The 16697-nt window shown below is 66.4% G+C and carries 20 protein-coding genes; 14 read left to right on the top strand and 6 right to left on the bottom strand.

Going from position 1 to position 16697, the window contains the following annotated elements; all coding sequences use genetic code 11:
• Positions 1-228: 228 nt before the first annotated feature.
• Entirely contained in the window at positions 229-858 is a 630-nt protein-coding gene (locus ACWEWT_RS20195; RefSeq protein ID WP_452560956.1) for a class I SAM-dependent methyltransferase, read from the bottom strand.
• A gap of 57 nt (positions 859-915) precedes the next feature.
• On the opposite strand from ACWEWT_RS20195, the gene ACWEWT_RS20200 reads away from it, so the two are divergent.
• The gene (locus ACWEWT_RS20200; protein WP_452560958.1) at positions 916-1437 is read left to right on the top strand and encodes a helix-turn-helix domain-containing protein; all 522 of its coding nucleotides are present in this window, start codon (positions 916-918) and stop codon (positions 1435-1437) included.
• Between the two features lie 57 nt (positions 1438-1494).
• On the opposite strand, the gene ACWEWT_RS20205 is transcribed toward ACWEWT_RS20200, so the two are convergent.
• Complete coding sequence (locus ACWEWT_RS20205; protein ID WP_452560960.1) at positions 1495-2043, bottom strand: hypothetical protein; 549 nt, start codon at positions 2041-2043, stop codon at positions 1495-1497.
• A gap of 29 nt (positions 2044-2072) precedes the next feature.
• Entirely contained in the window at positions 2073-2231 is a 159-nt protein-coding gene (locus ACWEWT_RS20210; RefSeq protein ID WP_452560962.1) for a hypothetical protein, read from the bottom strand.
• Positions 2232-2770: 539 nt separating this feature from the next.
• Between ACWEWT_RS20210 and ACWEWT_RS20215 the strand changes: the two genes are divergently transcribed.
• Together ACWEWT_RS20215 and ACWEWT_RS20220 are read left to right on the top strand one after the other, a co-directional pair.
• Positions 2771-3334 (top strand): hypothetical protein, encoded by a 564-nt coding sequence (locus ACWEWT_RS20215; RefSeq protein ID WP_452560964.1) that lies wholly within the window; start codon positions 2771-2773, stop codon positions 3332-3334.
• Entirely contained in the window at positions 3318-3791 is a 474-nt protein-coding gene (locus ACWEWT_RS20220; protein WP_452560966.1) for an NUDIX hydrolase, read from the top strand. The genes ACWEWT_RS20215 and ACWEWT_RS20220 overlap by 17 nt, the downstream gene beginning before the upstream one ends.
• Before the next feature lie 59 nt (positions 3792-3850).
• On the opposite strand, the gene ACWEWT_RS20225 is transcribed toward ACWEWT_RS20220, so the two are convergent.
• Positions 3851-4750 carry a LysR family transcriptional regulator gene (locus tag ACWEWT_RS20225; protein WP_452560968.1) on the bottom strand — a complete coding sequence of 300 codons (900 nt, stop codon included), beginning with the start codon at positions 4748-4750 and terminating at the stop codon, positions 3851-3853.
• Between the two features lie 106 nt (positions 4751-4856).
• Between ACWEWT_RS20225 and ACWEWT_RS20230 the strand changes: the two genes are divergently transcribed.
• From ACWEWT_RS20230 to ACWEWT_RS20255, 6 genes are all read left to right on the top strand, one after another.
• Positions 4857-5207, top strand: a complete 351-nt coding sequence (locus tag ACWEWT_RS20230) for a DoxX family protein (protein ID WP_452560970.1) — start codon at positions 4857-4859, stop codon at positions 5205-5207.
• Between the two features lie 127 nt (positions 5208-5334).
• Positions 5335-5943 carry a TetR/AcrR family transcriptional regulator gene (locus ACWEWT_RS20235; protein WP_452560972.1) on the top strand — a complete coding sequence of 203 codons (609 nt, stop codon included), beginning with the start codon at positions 5335-5337 and terminating at the stop codon, positions 5941-5943.
• Between the two features lie 197 nt (positions 5944-6140).
• Entirely contained in the window at positions 6141-7670 is a 1530-nt protein-coding gene (locus tag ACWEWT_RS20240) for a MorD protein (protein ID WP_452561046.1), read from the top strand.
• Positions 7671-7742: 72 nt separating this feature from the next.
• Positions 7743-8570, top strand: a complete 828-nt coding sequence (locus ACWEWT_RS20245; RefSeq protein ID WP_452560974.1) for an AAA family ATPase — start codon at positions 7743-7745, stop codon at positions 8568-8570.
• A gap of 145 nt (positions 8571-8715) precedes the next feature.
• Positions 8716-9414: a hypothetical protein gene (locus tag ACWEWT_RS20250; protein ID WP_452561047.1), complete on the top strand. Its 699-nt coding sequence runs from the start codon at positions 8716-8718 to the stop codon at positions 9412-9414.
• Between the two features lie 30 nt (positions 9415-9444).
• Positions 9445-9879 (top strand): hypothetical protein, encoded by a 435-nt coding sequence (locus ACWEWT_RS20255; RefSeq protein WP_452560976.1) that lies wholly within the window; start codon positions 9445-9447, stop codon positions 9877-9879.
• A gap of 81 nt (positions 9880-9960) precedes the next feature.
• On the opposite strand, the gene ACWEWT_RS20260 is transcribed toward ACWEWT_RS20255, so the two are convergent.
• The gene (locus tag ACWEWT_RS20260; RefSeq protein WP_452560978.1) at positions 9961-10209 is read right to left on the bottom strand and encodes a hypothetical protein; all 249 of its coding nucleotides are present in this window, start codon (positions 10207-10209) and stop codon (positions 9961-9963) included.
• A 9-nt stretch (positions 10210-10218) separates the two neighbouring features.
• Positions 10219-11526: an MFS transporter gene (locus ACWEWT_RS20265; protein ID WP_452560980.1), complete on the bottom strand. Its 1308-nt coding sequence runs from the start codon at positions 11524-11526 to the stop codon at positions 10219-10221.
• 285 nt (positions 11527-11811) lie between these two features.
• Between ACWEWT_RS20265 and ACWEWT_RS20270 the strand changes: the two genes are divergently transcribed.
• The 5 genes from ACWEWT_RS20270 to allB are packed head-to-tail and all read left to right on the top strand — an operon-like array spanning position 11812 to position 16670.
• On the top strand, positions 11812-12609 hold the full coding sequence (locus tag ACWEWT_RS20270; RefSeq protein WP_452560982.1) for an ABC transporter ATP-binding protein: 798 nt from the start codon (positions 11812-11814) through the stop codon (positions 12607-12609).
• On the top strand, positions 12606-13367 hold the full coding sequence (locus ACWEWT_RS20275) for an ABC transporter permease (RefSeq protein ID WP_452560984.1): 762 nt from the start codon (positions 12606-12608) through the stop codon (positions 13365-13367). Before ACWEWT_RS20270 ends, ACWEWT_RS20275 begins: the two co-directional genes overlap by 4 nt.
• Positions 13364-14173, top strand: coding sequence for an ABC transporter permease (locus ACWEWT_RS20280; RefSeq protein ID WP_452560986.1), 810 nt, complete (start codon positions 13364-13366; stop codon positions 14171-14173). The genes ACWEWT_RS20275 and ACWEWT_RS20280 overlap by 4 nt, the downstream gene beginning before the upstream one ends.
• Positions 14174-14212: 39 nt before the next feature.
• The gene (locus tag ACWEWT_RS20285) at positions 14213-15268 is read left to right on the top strand and encodes an ABC transporter substrate-binding protein (protein WP_452560988.1); all 1056 of its coding nucleotides are present in this window, start codon (positions 14213-14215) and stop codon (positions 15266-15268) included.
• A 28-nt stretch (positions 15269-15296) separates the two neighbouring features.
• The gene (gene allB / locus ACWEWT_RS20290; protein WP_452560990.1) at positions 15297-16670 is read left to right on the top strand and encodes an allantoinase AllB; all 1374 of its coding nucleotides are present in this window, start codon (positions 15297-15299) and stop codon (positions 16668-16670) included.
• Positions 16671-16697 lie beyond the last annotated feature (27 nt).

A 16697-nucleotide genomic window follows, 5' to 3' on the forward strand; every position in this document is an offset into this window, starting at 1 on the left:
CCATTCGGGCCAGACACAGGACCAAAGAATCCTCCAACACGGATTCGATAGCTGATGCTTCTCGCCACATCAGCGAAACGCGTGTGTCAGCAATGTCATTCGATCCCGACCCGGCCCACATGGTCCACGGTCCGCGTGAGCCACCGGGGGAGTGGAATCCGCCCGGCCGCCACCTGCTCCGGCACTCTATCGAACCGGCGCACACTCCTGGATCGAGCCGGCACTCGGCTAAGCGCGGGCTTCGTCCGGCTTCACGCCCAGCACCTGAACGGTCGTACTGGGACCGTGATGGAACACGCCTTCGCTGATGTCACGGTCGACCTCCCGGCAGTGCTCCAGCCGCAGACCCGCCAGATCACACTGGAACTCCTCCGGCGTCGGCATCCCGTCCGCGACCGGCGGACCCCCGACGCCCGGCCGGTCCAGGTGACGCGGCGTGTATGCCTCGAGCACGAAGACCCCGCCGGGACGCAGTCCACGCACACACGCCGCGTGCACTCCGGGCCGCAACGCCGACGGCAGATGCCCCCAGATGGAGACGATCCCCGACCAGCGCGCTGCACCGAAGTCGAACTCGGTGATATCGGCGACCACCGTGTCGATCTCCACCCCGTGCCGCGCGGCCAGCTCGCGCGCATTGGCCAACCCCACCTCCGACAGATCCACAGCTGTCACGGAATATCCGCGACCCGCCAGGAACACCGCGTTGCGCCCCTCCCCTTCCGCCAGGCACAACACCGGCCCCTCGGGTATCCGATCGGCCACTTCGAGCAGGTAGTCATTGGGTTCGGTGCCGTAAGCGGTGAACGGCCGCGCGTACCGTTCGTTCCACATCTCGGCCTGGCCGGGCACAGTCATCGTCTCTCCTGGGTCTCGTCCTTGACGTCCGAACCCAGACTGCAAGTTAATGTCCACATGAAGTCAACTCCCGACGCCACGGCGTCGACCCGCGCTGCGGAGCCGAACTCGGACCGGTCCGCCGCGACCTACTCCATCGGCGAACTGGCCGCCCGCTTCGGACTCGCGACCCATGTACTCCGCCATTGGGAAAGCGCCGGACTGCTCACTCCGGCGACCCGGGTCAGCGGTCGGCGCCGCTACTCGCAGTCGCACGTCGCCCGGGTGGCGTTGATCCTGCACAGCAAGCAGGTGGGCATGGGCCTCGCCCGCACCCGTGATCTGCTGGATGCCTGCGACGGCCCGGACCGCCGCCGCATCCTCCGGTCACATCTCGACGAACTCGACAACCAGCTCAGCAGAATCCAGACCTCGAAGGAACTCATCACCCACGTACTCACCTGCCGCTATCAGGATTTCACCGAATGCCCGCGTTTCCGTTCCGAGATACTCACGGCCTGCGATTCCGAAACCGAAGAACATGGCACAGGACGACACTCACAAACCACAGATGCGCGAGGATCGCGACAGGCCGAGTGACCTGTTCGCCGCCCCCGTACAGGCGCGGCCCGACGCCCCGAGCCCTGGTGCTGTGACTCAGAAATCTCTCAACGGTTCTTGCACCAGCCGGCACAGTTCCAGATGATTGATGTCGTCGAGAGCCAGGGCCGCGGTCCACAGGGAGGCGTCGAGCGTTCCAGGGATGCGCCAGAGTTCAGGCGTTGTGGCGGGGATATGTATACGGATCGGATCGAGTTCGGGAAGGTGCCGGGCAGCCACCGCCCACCACTGCCGACCGCGCGCATCGATGACAACAGCGACCAGAACATCATCGTCCAGTCCTGGTAGCCGCTCGGCCGCCACGCGGACTTGCTCAGGAATATGCCCGTTCTCCGGTCGATCGGCCAGCTGATCAGAGAAGACGACGAACACCAATCCGAAACCGAACATATCGGGTCCGAGAGTGTTGCGTAGATGCGCTGCACGCAGGTGCAGCGGATTGAGCTCGTGGGCACAGCGGTCACCGGTGAGGTCCACTCCGACACATTCAGCAGCGATTCCGCGATCGTCACAGCTGAATCCATAGAGCATCGGTAGCAAGGTGGTAGGCATCGACAGCAAGAACCGAGAGGTGATCTCGTCCATCGATTCCGCGTCCGGGTAGCGGATATATGTCACTGCGCACTCGATTGCCGGGCCACCTGCGACCAGAACTGTTGGCGCACTGCATCCCACAACGGAGTCAGTTCGGGAAACCTCTCCCGCATAGTCGCGAGGTCGAGCGCGGTTGCCGCACTGGTCGCTGTCAGCAGATCACTCGTCGTCGCACACACGCTGAGGATCCGAATCATATTGTGGGACAGACACCAGGTGGCCCGCATTTCACCGAGTGCGGTACGACGAACAGCTACTGGAGCTGCCCCGGAAGCCGAGGATTCCGCTATCCGATTCATCGGACCGCCCTCCTGTCGCACAAGGCATACGCCCAGCGCCGGATACTGATTACGAACGGCATGGTCTCCCCTTCTGACATCGGCAGGTCACGTGGCCGGTCACTGGAAACAATCACGAACTACACCCAACGTATGGACTTCGGATGGACACCTGAACTGCGTCCAGGACGCCTTTCCGGACACTTTCTCCCAGCAGAACGTCCCTGTATGGTTTCGCCATGGGGCAACGACTCGAGTCGGCAATGCTTCGAGCTCAGATGGATTCGGCCACATTGGCTGCTGCGGTCGGAGTCGACGTCAAGACTGTGAACCGCTGGTTGGCCGGCCGTGTTCCACACAAGCGGACCCGAACCGAGGTCGCCCGTGTGCTGCACGAATCCGAGTCAGTGTTGTGGCCACAGACCCGGCCGGACCTGAGCGTGGGAGCACCCGCAACCGCCGAAGTCGTAGCCGCCTACGCCCACCGCGCCGATATTCCGAACGAGGTCTGGATATCGTTGCTGACCAGGGCTACTCGACGCATCGACATCATCGGCTATGCCTACCCGTTCGTACTCGAGCTGCTGCCCGACGCATCACATCTGATCGCCGAGAAATGCCGCGGCGGCGCCGAGGTTCGTTTGGCGTTCGCCGATCCCGAATGCGCCCACGTAGCCGAACGCGACGCGCTCGAACAGATGCAGGGGACGCTGCCCGGTCGGATCCGTAACGCACTCAGCATGCTCGGACCGCTGGCCGATACCTCCGGGTGCAGGGTCGGACTACACGCAACGCACCTGTACAACTCGGTGTTCAGATTCGACGATCAGATGATCGTGACTCCGTACCTGGTCCGCGCCCGCGGGTACCAGCATCCGGCGCTACATCTGCGGAAGTTGTCTCCCCATGGAATGTTTGCGTCGTTCGACGATCAAGTGGAGCAGATATGGGGAGCAGTGACCCCTTACCTGCTGGAAGTGGGTGCCGATGACCGGACGGCGTGACTACTACCGAGACCCGAACGCTCCTGAGCCGAACAGTCTGGTGCCCGGAGGCTCGGCCCTCGTCGTCGACGGCGGCGGTGCCGTTCTGATGCAACGACGCAGCGACTCCGGCAACTGGTCCTTTCCCGGCGGTGTCATGGAGATAGGTGAAACCCTGGAGCAGTGCGTAGTCCGGGAGACCAGAGAAGAGACCGGCCTGGATATCGAGATAACCGGAATCCTGGGGATCTACACCGATCCGCGACACGTGATCGCCTATGCGGACGGCGAGGTCAGGCAGGAATTCAACATCACGTTCTACGGCCGGGTGATCGGTGGGCACATACAGGTCAGCTCGGAGTCGACCGAAGTCGGATTTCTGACGCTGACGGAACTGGAAGAACTCCCGGTCCACGACACTGTCCGACTCCGCCTGCGGCATCACACCGAACAACGGACCGACCCCTATCTAGGCTGAGGGTAGCTACCAACGGCGGCCGCGCTCGATCACCACCGTCTACACACAGCGGGCTGCGATCAGGTAGCGCCGGTCGCCGATTTCGTACAACAATCGACGAAAATACGCACCGCAGGATCCGTATCGGCGTCCGGCATCCACACGACACCCACCGAGCTCGGCGCTACTCCGGTCACCGGGACGTAGGTGATTCCGGGCCGTGCGTAGAACCGTGCGCTGGACTCCGGCGCGAGCGCCACCCCATAGCCGTTGGCGATCGCGCTCAGCCATTCGTCCGGCTGATCGGTGACCGCGCCGATACGAGGCATCCAGCCTGCGTGTTCGTCCGCTGCCAGCCAGTAGTCGCGCCAGGCACCGGTTTCGGCCGGAGCCGCCACGAACGGTTCGTCGAGCAAGTCCTCGAAGGCTACGGTCTCGCGGGCCGCCAGTGGATGCGCCGAAGCCACCGCCACCCAGCGTGCTTCGCGGAACAGTTCGCGCACCCGGAATCGGTCCTGCCCCGGAAACGGTAACCGGAGCAGCGCGACATCCACTTCGGCGCCGGCCAGGCCGCCCGTCGGATCCGCCCACGACGACTGGCGCATATCCACCCGCCAGCCCGGCCGGCGACGGGAGAATTCCGCGATGATCCGCGGGGTGGCCTCGTTGGCGGCGCTGGCGAGAAATCCGACCCGCAGCACCCGGTCGGCCTGCGCGGCGGCACGGCGGGTTTCCTGGAGTGCCCGGTCCCAGGCGGTGAGCAGTGCGGCCGTCCGGCCGGCCAGTGCTTCGCCGGCGGCGGTGAGGGCCGTCCCGGCCCGCGATCGCACGAAGAGCTGGACACCCAGCAGGTGTTCCAGCTGTTTGATCTGTTTGGTCAACGCGGGCTGGGATACGTACAGCCGTTCGGCGGCGCGGGTGAGGTTCCCTTCCGCCGCGACCGCCGCGAAGTAGCGCAGCAAGCGGGTGTCGACATCCATTCCATCAGGTTATGAATGCAGGTATTGGTGTGTTTCCCCGGGGCCGAACAGGATGGATTCCACAACGCGTGGTCACCGGGCCACGTCCGGACAAGGAAGCGCCGCAGTGCACACCACCTATCTCGTCGTCACGATCGTCACCGCCGCGTTGAACGCCGCGGACGCGATCGCCGGGCTCGCCAGCGCGAAATTCGTTCTCGCCAACTCCGCGGAGGTGGGGGTGCCACCCAGCTGGCTGCCTTGGCTCAGCGGGCTCAAACTGGCGGGCGCGGCCGGTCTGCTGCTCGGCATCCTGGGTATGAAGGAGCTGGGTCTCGCCGCGGCGGTCGGCCTGGTCCTGTTCTTCGCCGGCGCGCTCGCCGCGCATATCCGCGCCCGCGTCTTCTACAACCTCGCCTTCCCCGGAGCCTTCTTCGCTCTCGCCGTCACGGCTGCGGCACTGACGGCCACGCAGTAGTCCGGATCCGGATGGACTCAGGATCCGGCGGTCACTCGACCGCCAAAAACACTGTTCAACAGTAGATCACAGAATCAACCGACATCTGTCATTGACATTTTTCAATGAAGAGCTTCTGATTGAGTCTGTGAACGCACCGACGGACAAACCACGGGGCCGGGAAGCCCAGCGCCTCGAGACCCGGCAGCGGGTGTTCGACGCCGCCGTCGCGGAGTTCCAGCGCACCGGCACCGCCGGTGCCGATGTCGGTGCCATCATCGAGGCCGCCGGCGTCGCGCGCGGCACCTTCTACTTCCACTTCCCCAGCAAGGAGCATGTCCTCCTGGAGCTGGAGCGGCGCGAAGAAACCCGGGCGGCCAAAGAGTTCGCCCGATTCGTCGCGGCACCGCACGATCTTCCCGGCGCACTCGCGAAAGCGGTGCGGCTGGTGCTGTCGGTGGAACGGCGGGTCGGCACGATCTTGTTCAAAGACGTTCTCGGACTGCATTTCACCCCGACCCGCCCGCCCGACGACGAATGGACGGACCATCCACTGATCGTGCAGGTGGTCGAGGAGATCGCGCGGGCACGCGAAGCGGGTGAGGCCGCGGCCGAGATCGATCCCTTCCACAGCGCGGTCTTCTTCCTGCTCGGCCTCTACGCACTGCTCACCACGACCAGCGATTCCAAGGCGGTCCGCGCCGCCATGCTCGACAACTACGTCTCCACCGCACTGCGCGGTATGGAGCCGCGCTGACCCGCGACCGCGGGCCGCAACCGCAACACACCGCGTTCCGCGGAACCCGACCGACGGAGGTCATTCATATGTGGCAGGACATCGTTCGTCTGATCCTCGGCTGGGGCGCGATGGGCGCCGTGATCGGATTCTGGTACTGGGTCATGCGCAATATCGGGACGTTCTGAGCGACCCGGCCCGGACCGACGGTGACCGCCGTGCTTACCGATCCATCGACCTCCGCGGCGTCGCTGGAGCGCAGTTGCGCCCTGACGGCCGTGGCCTTCTCCGATCGGCGCCGCCACGGGGCGCGGCTGATCACCGGGGAGCGCCGGGTTTTCGGCCTGGACCCCGCCCGCACGGTCGTACAGGTGCCCTATCCGGCCCCGCCGGAGTGGACCCGCCGCACGCTGACCTGCGGGGTCGCCCTGCAGTGCGCACCGTCGAAGGACCGGATCGCGGCGTACCCACTGCACGAGTTGTCGCCCCGGGAACTGGCGAGTGTGGCGGTGGTGGAGGGTGGCGTCGCGATGGGCTGGATAGCGGACCGGTTCCCGGGACTGATCCCGGAACTGCGCCGGATCCTCCCGGAACTCGAACCGGCCGACCCCGAAACGCCCGGCCTCGAAATACTCGATCGCGCGGTCGCGCTGGCCCGCGCACACCCGGCCCCGGCGACCCACCTGCTGCTGGGTGTCCCGCCGCTGGCCGGGCCGGGGCGGAGCCGGGTGGCGGTGGCACTGCGCCGGATGTACGGGCGGATGCCGTGGACCAGCGCACGTACCGATTCCTACCGGGCCGTATCGGTGCCGGTCGGTGGCGAAGGCGGGGTGCGCAACCCGAATCTGCCACCGCCGAGCCGGCCGGAGAACGACGAGATCGAGATCCGTCCCGACCAGCGTGCGGGTATCCCCTACCCGGAGTGGAATATGTGGACGAAGCGGTTCCTGCCCGACCACGTCGCGGTGCTCGAACGCAGGCAGCCGGTCCGTTCCCGCACGCCGACCCCGGTCACGGTGGATGTGCGGCGCTGGTTCCGGCAGCCCACCCATCGCGCGTTCACCGGCGGGCTCGAGGACGGCTCCGACCTGGATATCGACCGCTATATCGGCCACTACACCGAGCTGCGCACCGGTACCACCGCCCGGCCCAGGATCTTCCGTGACCTGCTGCCCGCTTCCCGCGATGTGGCCACTGCTGTCCTGCTCGACGGCAGTTCCTCGCTCGGTGTGCACCAGGGCCGGGTCTTCGCCCTGGAACTGGCCTGTGCCGACGCGCTGTCACAGGCGATGGCGGCGGCCGCGGAACAGCACGGGATCTTCGTGTTCACCGGTAACACCCGGCACCGCGTCGAGGTGCGCTGCCTGAAGGATTTCGACGAGGCGCGATTCGTCGATCCCGGCGGCCTCGGCCTGCGGACCGGCGGTTACACCCGGCTGGGGGCCCCGCTGCGGCATCTCACCGCCCGGCTGCTCGACCGGCCCGCCGAACGGCGACTGCTCATCGTGATCGGTGACGGACTGATCTCCGACGAGGGGTACGAGGGCCGTTACGCCTGGGCCGATGTCGCGCACGCGGTCGAGGAAGCCGACGACGCCGGGGTGGCGATCTATTACGTGGGCGTCGGACCCGCGCGGGTGGACCCGCTGCCCCTGGTGTTCGGACAGCGCCGGTCACAGCGCATCCACCGGGTCGAGGAGCTGCCCCGCGTCCTCGCCCACGTTCATCGCGAATTGGTCGCCACCTGATGGGTGCGGTAGGTGGAACCCTTCCGGTCCGGGGTGCGGAGGACGCCCGGCCCGGACATCGAGGAGGTCAGGATGAGTACCGGATACCACCCCGCCGGCGGTCACGAGATCGCGCTGTTCGAGAAAGCTTTCCAGCGCCGTATCCCGGTGATGCTCACCGGGCCGACCGGTTGCGGGAAGACCCGGTTCGTCGAGCATATGGGCCGGTTACTGGACCGCCCGGTGGTCACGATCAGCTGCCACGACGATCTGACCAGTTCCGATCTGGTCGGCCGATTCCTGGTCACCGGCGGTGATGTGGTCTGGCACGACGGGCCGCTCACCAGAGCGGTCAAGGACGGTGCGATCTGCTACCTCGACGAAGTGGTCGAGGCCCGGCACGATTCGCTGGCGATCCTGCATTCGCTCACCGACCATCGCCGCGAGCTCTACCTGGATCGCGCCGACGAGGTGGTCTCCGCACCGGAGACCTTCCTGCTCGTCTGCTCCTACAACCCGGCCTACCGCAGTTCGCTCAAAGAGTTGAAACCGTCGTTCCGGCAGCGGTTCATGACGCTGGCCATGGATTATCTCGACGCCGACCGCGAAGCCGAGGTGGTGGTGGCCGAGACCGGGGTCGCGCTACCGGTCGCGCGGCGGCTCGTCGGCTGCGCACGGGTGATCCGCGAAGCCGACGAGGTCTTCCATTTCGAACCGCCCTCCACCCGGGTCCTGGTGACTACCGCGCATCTCGTCGCCGCCGGAGCGGGCGAACGAGAGGCCGCCGAAGCATGCATCCTGGCGCCGCTGAGCAGCAACGGCGCGATCAACGAAGGTCTGCGCGAGATCGCGGCGGCCGCACTGGCCATCGCGGATACCGCTTCCGCGCAGTCGGTTCCAGAAGGAGGACCACCACCGTGAACGAACAGGATCGAAGGCGCCGCCGCGCGCTGATCGCCGTCCAGATCTTCGCCTACGGATTCCTATTGGCGATGTTCCTCATCCAGTTGCATATGTACTCGGTCCGGGATTGGTAGGAGCCGTCGTGAAACTCTCCGCTGTCTCGCTGCCGTGGCGTACCGGCACACCGAAACCCGGTGACGCCTACGACGCCCATCACGACGAATCCCGCCGGGCCCAGCGCGAAGCCGATTGGTGGCTGACCGCCGGAACCCTGCTCATGGGCACCCTGGTCCTCGGCATCGTGGGCCTGCCGATCTTCCTGCGCGGTGTCTGGTTACAGCGCAAGGCGCAGGAATCCGGGCTTTCGGTGCGCCCCATCATCGTCACCCTGATCGGCTATCTGGTCATTCTGGATGCCGCGCTCAACAGTCTGGGCTGGGCGCTCGATCTCATCGCCAACCACACGCTGATCGCCCGGGTGATCCTGACCGCCTGGGGCAATTTCTTCGACGCCGGCTACTTCTGGCACTACAACGAACTGTGGATCGGCGGCGCCGGCGCCCCCGGTGAGAAGGGCTGGGAAGTCGCCCTGATGCTCACCGTGTTCCCGATGCGGATCGCCGCGGCCATCGCGTTCCTGCAGATGAAGCGGTGGGGGCACCAGTGGATGATCGTCACCTGCTGGTTCGGGCTGGTCATCTGGATCGGCTACACGTTCAACATGACCATGTACGCCGATGTGCGCTACGACGGGGTCGTGCTGCCGGTGATCGGCTGGTGGCTCTACGACATCTTCTACATCACGCCGTTCCTGGCGATTCCCTACCTGCACACCGTCAACCGCGAGATCTTCTCCGACTGACCGTGCCCGCGCTCTTCCGAAGGATTCCGCATGAGCAAGAAACCCACCCCCACAGACGACCCGGAAAACGATGAACTGCCGCTGGGCACGACGGCACCCTACGCGCGCATGCACCGCTGGTTGCGGCGCGGAATCTTCGTCTGCCTGTTCGCGCTGGTGATCGAAGGCGCGTTCACGGTGCCCGCGCTGGCGCTGTGGTACGGCTGGCCCACTCTGTCGTTCACCGAGATCTGCAGTGAACTCATGAAGGTCAGGTACTCCGACGACACACTCGAATGCGAGCATCCGTATCCGCTCTCCGGTGCGCCCTTCGGGGGCCCGCCCGAGGCGGCCGGGCAGCGCACGGCGCAGGACGAATGGAGTATTCAGCCCAAGCCCGGATGGGACCGGATCGGTTTCCGCGAACTGGTCCGGATCCACGAGGACCGGCTCGCACGGCAGGCCACACCGGCACCGTCGCGCTGAGGTAAATCGGTAGGTGCCGACGTCCGGCCGCGCCGGCACCTACCGGACGCAGCAGTATCCCGTATGCACCACAGAGGCGTGTCACAGCGTCGGCGCGCTGCTCCAGCAGGAGGGTTTCGAACCGGTCAGCAAGCAGAGGGCGTTCAGTGCGGCCTCCAGCAGATAACCCGAGCCGGACGAGGATCCCGAAGCAATATGAGCAGCGACGGCCGCAGCGGGCCGGTCCGGTATCGCCGAGGCGGCCGGGGCGCCGGCACCGACCAGTGCGAACCCGACGACGACTGTTGTGAGGACTCTGCGGAACCGGCGATCGAAGGCGTTGTTTCCCATGGTGGTCGACTATGGGTTGCCGGATTCGGCCCGACAAGGCCCCGATTCGGGGGCCCCCGGAAATGCGGGCACGCGGATATCACCGCGGCTCGGCCGCTGTTCTGTACGCCGCCATGGAAGTAGCGCGGAGCTGGCGAACAGCGTGAGGGCCGCGAAACCGATCGCGACGCGCGGGCTCGTCGCCGCGGCGATGACTCCGCCGAGGGCGATGAAGGCAGGCTGGAAGCTCTGGGAACTGACAGACCAGGCAGTGCCGACGCGGGCCATATGATCGTCGGCGGTGCAGTTCATCCGATAGGTGGTGAACACGGGATTGAACACACCGGCGCAGAACAGCAACAAGGTCTCGGCGACCATGATGACGACGAGACCGGATATATCGGGTCCGGCGATCAGCAGCAGTCCCAGCCAGCAGGTCCGGAGGGTGCCGAAGCCGAGCAGAACCACCCGCGCGCTGAACAGGTCGACGAGTTTCGGGGCGCACAGCGCACCGATCAGGCCACCGAGGCCCGGGATTCCGAGGGCCAGCCCGTACTGCCAGGGCGAGAAGCCGAGTTCGCGCAACATGAGTAGTGCCACCAGCGGTCCCGTGAGCACGAGAGAGCCGCCGAAGATCATGGCGTTCCAGAACAGGCGGTGCAGGGTGGGCCGACCGAAGATATGGATCCAGCCGCTGCGGATCTCGGTTGTTCGAGAGCGCTCGGGCCGCGCGGGTACGGGCTCTGGTTCTGCCGCGGTGATGCTCCGGATTCCGAGGGCGGACAGCAGGTAACCGACGGCGTCGAGAGCGAGCGTCACTGTGGTGCCGAAAATCGAGATGAGCACCCCGCCCACCGGGGAACCGACCGTGGAGACACTCCAATACATGGTCTCGAAGCGGCTGTTCGCGCGTACCCGTTGCGGTTCGGGCACCAGTGCTTTCAGGTAGGCACCGCCGGCGGCGCCGAAGACGATACTGCACAGGGTCTGAATCGTGAGGACGAGACACAGGTGCGCATAGGTGAGGACGCCGAACAGGGCCGCGGCCGGCACGCTGGCCAGCGCCGCGAAGCAGACGAGGTCGGCGTGCACCATGACACCTCGTTTGCGGCGGAACTCGATAAACGATCCCAGTGGCAGCGCGAGGGCGGCACCGGCGATACCGGCGAGGGCGGCCATCAGGGAAACCTGCAGATCGGATGCCTGAACCACGAGTATCGCAACAAGCGGCAGGGCGCCCGCGGCGAGCGAACTGCCCACTCGGCCGATGGTGACCGAGGCCCAGTAGCGGTAGAAGTCGGGCGACAGCCGTTCCGTGGGTGTCGAAGCGTGGATCATCGAGCGCTCTCCGGCCGATAGAGGAGGTGCTGGGGCAGGACTTCGGCGCCACGCGGCTGCCCACCGCGTAACGCGGTACCAGTGTGCTGCAGGCCTGTCCGCTGGACCGCCGGGGCGCACCGGAGTGGCCCGGTCGTCCGGAGGTGGATTCCGGAAGCGGTGAGCGGAACGTAATGCAGTCGTGTCCACGTGTCATCCGGACGAAACGTGCACCTCGTAGCTTTTGGATACGAGCTTGGATCCGAACTCGGATACAAGAACGAAGGCTGCACACGAGGAGAACGTATGGTTCCGCCGACCGCACCCGGTATCCATATCGCCGGTCTCAGCAAGAAATTCAAGGCGGGACGACGCGAGGTCACCGCACTCGACGGGGTCGATATCCGGTCCGGGGAGGGTGAGTTCGTCACGCTGCTCGGCCCCTCCGGCTGCGGTAAGAGCACCGTTCTGCGCATCCTGGCCGGACTGGAACCGCAGACAGCGGGCGAGGTACTGGTCCACGGTGAAACACCCCGGGAGATGCGCCGCCACGATCATCTGGGTATCGCGTTCCAGGAAGCCGCGCTGCTGCCGTGGCGGTCGGTGCGGACGAATATCCGGCTACCACTGGAGGTCTCCGGGAAGCGCGTCGGCGACAACGCGATCCAGGAGCTCATCGACCTCGTCGGACTGACCGGTTTCGAGAACGCCCGGCCCGCGCAACTGTCCGGCGGGATGCGCCAGCGCGTCGCGATCGCCCGGGCGCTGGTGGTCGAACCCCGGGTGCTGCTGCTCGACGAACCCTTCGGGGCGCTCGACGATATGACCCGGCAGAACCTCAATGTCGAACTGTTACGGATCTGGACCGAACGTCCGGCGACCACCCTGATGGTGACCCACGGTATCTCCGAGGCGGTGTTCCTATCGGACACGGTGGTCGTGATGAGCCCGCGACCGGGTCGCGTGCAGAAGGTGGTCGAGATCGATCTGCCCCGGCCGCGCACCCCGGAGATGATGCGGACCAGCGCTTTCCACGACTATGTCGATCTGCTCTCCGGGGTGCTGTTCGGTACCGCACCGGTCACCTCGGGAGTCGGCGCGTGAACCGTACCGGATTTCTGGCGGCCGGCGGGTCGCTGCTCGTACTCGTGCTCTGGCAGGTCGTCGGCGCGACCGGTGTACTCGGTCCGGCGATCGCGGCACCCGTGGAGATCGTGGCCGGTCTCGCCGCCGACGGCGCGGACTTCTACGCCCTGCACCTGCCCGTTACGCTCGCCTCGGCGGCCGCGGGTTTCTGCTGGGGCAACCTGGCCGCGATCGGCTGCGCGGCCCTGGTACTGACCGTTCCGGCGATCGAGAAGCTGGTCCTGCAAGTGGGGATCGCCTCGGCCTGTGTGCCGTTGATCGCTATCGCGCCCATCCTCGCGGCCTGTTTCAACGGACCGGTGACCTCGGCGATCATGGCCGCGGTCTCCGTATTCTTCACCACCCTGGTCGGCACGCTCAACGGCCTGCGGCACGCCGATCCGGTCGGTGAGGATCTGGTCCGGGCCTACGGCGGCGGCCGCTACCTGGTATTGCGCAAGGTGCAGTTGCTCTACGCGCTGCCCAGTATCATCACCGCCCTGAAGATCGCCGTCCCGGCCGCCCTGCTCGGCACGATCATCGGCGAATTCATGGGACAGGAACGCGGATTGGGCGCGGCCCTGGTCGTGGCCCAGCAGTCCAGCGATGTCGTACGCACCTGGGGGATCACCCTCGTGTGCTGTGTCCTGGCGGCCGGTTGTTTCCTGATCGTCGCCGCAGTCGAGCGGTTCGCCACCCCGTGGGCCGCGAGCACCACCGCGGAGGCACGCGGATGAGTACCGTCACCCGGCTCGGCCGGCCCTTCGTCCGCGGCGCGGCCCGGACCGCCGCCACCGTACTCGGCGCGATCATCGCCATCGTGCTGGTATGGACCGTCTTCCTCCGGCTGGTCCAGGTGAGCCCGTTCGTCGCCAAATCACCCGGGGATGTGCTGAACTACCTGCTCACCGCCCCCGAAGCCGCCGCCAACCGCGCCGCCATCGGCGCCGATCTGCTACGCACCCTGGCCGACGCGTCCTACGGCTATCTGCTCGGACTCGCCCTGGCGGCCGCGGTTTCGCTGATCTTCTATTTCTCCCGCACCGTCGAGACCATGTTCGGCCCGACCGTGACCGCCGTGCACGCGATCCCGATGGTCACCGTCGCACCGATCCTGGTCCTGATCTTCGGCCGCGGCGCCCTCGCCACCGCCGCTATCGGCGCTGCGGTGGTGGTGGTTCCGGCGCTGCTGACCATGCTGCACGGGATCCGCTCCGCCCCGCGCGCCGATCTCGATATGCTCACCGCCTTCGGCGGCTCGCCCCTGGACGTCTTCCGCAAGGTCGCGCTCCCCCATGCCGTACCCACCTGGTTCGCCGCCGCCCGGGTCGCGGTGACGACCTCGGTCGTCGGCGCGCTGCTGGCCGAATGGCTGGCGACCGGTGAAGGTCTGGGCGGGCAGATGTTGCGGGCCGCCAACGAATTCCAGTTCGACCGCCTCTGGGCCTCGGTCGTCGTACTCACCGTCGTCTGCGTCGCTGTCTACCAGGTCGTCGCGTTCGCCGAGGATCTCGTCACGACCCGGATGAGCGCTTCCCGCTGACCTTCCGCACCCTTCTCCACCCATCGATCGGAGTACCCCATGTCCGCACAATTCGACCGGCGCAGATTCCTGACCCGCAGCCTGGCGGTCGGTGGTGTCGCCCTGGCCGGATCGGCCGCGCTGACCGCCTGTGTCTCCGGCGGCGCGACCACCGGATCCGGGGACGGTTTCGGCGTCGCCTCCCAGCGCCTGGCCTGGATCAAGAATACCCAGTTCGCGGGTAGCTATCTCGCCGACCGCAACGGCTACTACACCGACGCCGGTTTCACCGGTGCGGACCTGGTATCCGGTGGTCCCACCGCACCGCCCATCGAATCCGATGTGCTCACCCGTACTTTCGCCGGTGTCTCCCAGGTCCCGATCGCCGGTGCCGCCGTCGCCAAAGGCGCGCCCCTGAAGATCATCGGGGCGGTGTACCAGCGGTACGCCGGATGCATCATGTCGATGGGCACGAAGCCGATCAACGGGCCGCAGGACCTGTACGGCAAGACCATCGGCTGTGCTTCGTCGAGTGAACCGGTATGGCGCAATTTCATCGCCGCCCTCGGACTGGACGAGTCACGGATCACCACCGTCCCGGTACAGGGTGATCCGATCGGGATGACCGCCGGTGAGATCGACGGCTACCTGGGATTCATCAACAGCCAGGTGGTGGATCTACGGCACAAGGGATTCGATATCCGCGCGACGCTGCTCGCCGATATGGGATTCCCGCTGGTCGGCCAGACCTACATCACCACCCAGGACAATCTCGACAACCATCGCGACAAGGTCAAGGCGTTCCTGAAAGCAGAGGTCCGCGGTTGGAAGGACGTCCTCGCCGATCCCCGCCTCGCCACCGACCTCACCGTCGACGACTACGGGCGCACGCTCGAACTGGACCGTGCCAGCACCCTCGACTGCTGCCTGGCGGGTAACGAACTCATTCGCAACGGTGATCCGCGCCAGCAGATCGTCGCCGTGTCCGACGAGACCGCCGAGGCGAATATCGCGGCGATCTCGGCGGGCGGACTGAAGCTCGGCGTGGACCAGCTCTTCGATCTCGGCCCGATCCGCGAGGTGTTCGCCGAGAACCCCGATCTCGCTCTCGCCTGACCACCACCAGTACCCGAAAGGTCCCCCCATGCCCACTCCCCCCACTCCGGATTTCGTGGTCACCGGCGCCACGGTGGTCTCCCACGACGGCCGCGGCCGCCACGATATCGCGGTCCGGGAGGGCCGGATCCTCGCGGTCGGCGAAGGTCTGGCCACCGAAGGCGTACCCACGGTCGACGCCACCGGTCTGCTGGTCCTGCCGGGCCTGGTGGATATGCACGTCCATCTGCGTGAACCCGGGATGACCGAGAAAGAGGATTTCGCCAGCGGCACCCGGGCCGCGGCCGCGGGCGGGGTGACGACCGTCGTCGATATGCCGAACACCAAACCCCCGGTCGCCACGGCCGAACGGTACCGGCAGAAGCTCGAACTGGTCCGGAACAAGGCCTATGTGGATTTCGGGCTCTACGGCATGATCGATCACGACAACGACGGCGAGATCGCCGGTATGGCCGAACTCGGCGCCATGGGGTTCAAACTGTTCATGGGGCAGACCACCGGCGACAACCGCTGCCCGAACGACGCCGCCATCTTCCGCGGCCTGGAAGCGGCGGCGGCGGCCGATCTGGTGGTCGGTGTCCATGCCGAGAACGACCATCTGCTGCGCATGTTCGGCGACCGGTTGCGCGCCTCCGGCCGTAAGGACCCCCGCGCGCATCTGGAGGGGCGTCCCGCGTTCGTCGAGGTGGAAGCCGTCACCCGCATCATCACCATGGCCACCGAGGCCGGTACGAAACTGCATATCCACCATCTGTCGACCGCGGTCGGTCTGGCACGGGTGATGGATCTGCGCGCCGAGGGACACCGGGTCACCGTGGAAACCCTGGTGGCGCATCTGTTCCTGGACGAGAACGCCTACGACACCTACGGCAACCTGGTGAAACTCAATCCGCCGATCCGGCCCGCCGCGGATGTCTCGGCGCTGTGGGCCGGAATAGCCCGTGGCGATGTGGACATCATCGCCACCGATCACGCCCCGCACACCGCCCGCGAACAGGCCGAGGAAGATGTCTGGCAGGCCTACGGCGGTTTCATCGGGGTCGAGACCATGCTGCCGCTGCTGCTCACCGCCGCCGCCCGGGGCGAACTCACGGTGGAGGATATCGTGCGATTGTGCGCGTACCGGCCGGCGCAGCGCTGGTCCATCCCGGGCAAGGGGCAGATCGCGCCGGGATTCGACGCGGATTTCGTCCTCGTCGACCCCACCGCCGAAACAACTCTCGATTCCGCCGCGCTGCATTCGAAGCACACGGTGACGCCTTACCACGGGTGGCCGCTCACCGGGTCCGTCCTCGCGACCTATCTGCGCGGGCAGCTGGTATTCGAGAAGGGTGAAATCATCGGGGAGCCGTCCGGTCGCCAGGTCCGCCCGGTGCGCGAACCCCGCACTGCCGCAGTGTGATCGGCCACGGCAGCCACCATCAGCACA

It is taken from the genome of Nocardia sp. NPDC003963, assembly GCF_053605105.1.

Bases quoted from the DNA above. Each gene is read 5' to 3' on its own strand.
- ACWEWT_RS20195 (WP_452560956.1), bottom strand. From the start codon at position 858: ATGACTGTGCCCGGCCAGGCCGAGATGTGGAACGAACGGTACGCGCGG.
- ACWEWT_RS20200 (WP_452560958.1), top strand. From the start codon at position 916: ATGAAGTCAACTCCCGACGCCACGGCGTCGACCCGCGCTGCGGAGCCG.
- ACWEWT_RS20205 (WP_452560960.1), bottom strand. From the start codon at position 2,043: ATGGACGAGATCACCTCTCGGTTCTTGCTGTCGATGCCTACCACCTTG.
- ACWEWT_RS20220 (WP_452560966.1), top strand. From the start codon at position 3,318: ATGACCGGACGGCGTGACTACTACCGAGACCCGAACGCTCCTGAGCCG.
- ACWEWT_RS20225 (WP_452560968.1), bottom strand. From the start codon at position 4,750: ATGGATGTCGACACCCGCTTGCTGCGCTACTTCGCGGCGGTCGCGGCG.
- ACWEWT_RS20245 (WP_452560974.1), top strand. From the start codon at position 7,743: ATGAGTACCGGATACCACCCCGCCGGCGGTCACGAGATCGCGCTGTTC.
- ACWEWT_RS20255 (WP_452560976.1), top strand. From the start codon at position 9,445: ATGAGCAAGAAACCCACCCCCACAGACGACCCGGAAAACGATGAACTG.
- ACWEWT_RS20260 (WP_452560978.1), bottom strand. From the start codon at position 10,209: ATGGGAAACAACGCCTTCGATCGCCGGTTCCGCAGAGTCCTCACAACA.
- ACWEWT_RS20265 (WP_452560980.1), bottom strand. From the start codon at position 11,526: ATGATCCACGCTTCGACACCCACGGAACGGCTGTCGCCCGACTTCTAC.
- ACWEWT_RS20270 (WP_452560982.1), top strand. From the start codon at position 11,812: ATGGTTCCGCCGACCGCACCCGGTATCCATATCGCCGGTCTCAGCAAG.
- ACWEWT_RS20280 (WP_452560986.1), top strand. From the start codon at position 13,364: ATGAGTACCGTCACCCGGCTCGGCCGGCCCTTCGTCCGCGGCGCGGCC.
- ACWEWT_RS20285 (WP_452560988.1), top strand. From the start codon at position 14,213: ATGTCCGCACAATTCGACCGGCGCAGATTCCTGACCCGCAGCCTGGCG.
- allB (WP_452560990.1), top strand. From the start codon at position 15,297: ATGCCCACTCCCCCCACTCCGGATTTCGTGGTCACCGGCGCCACGGTG.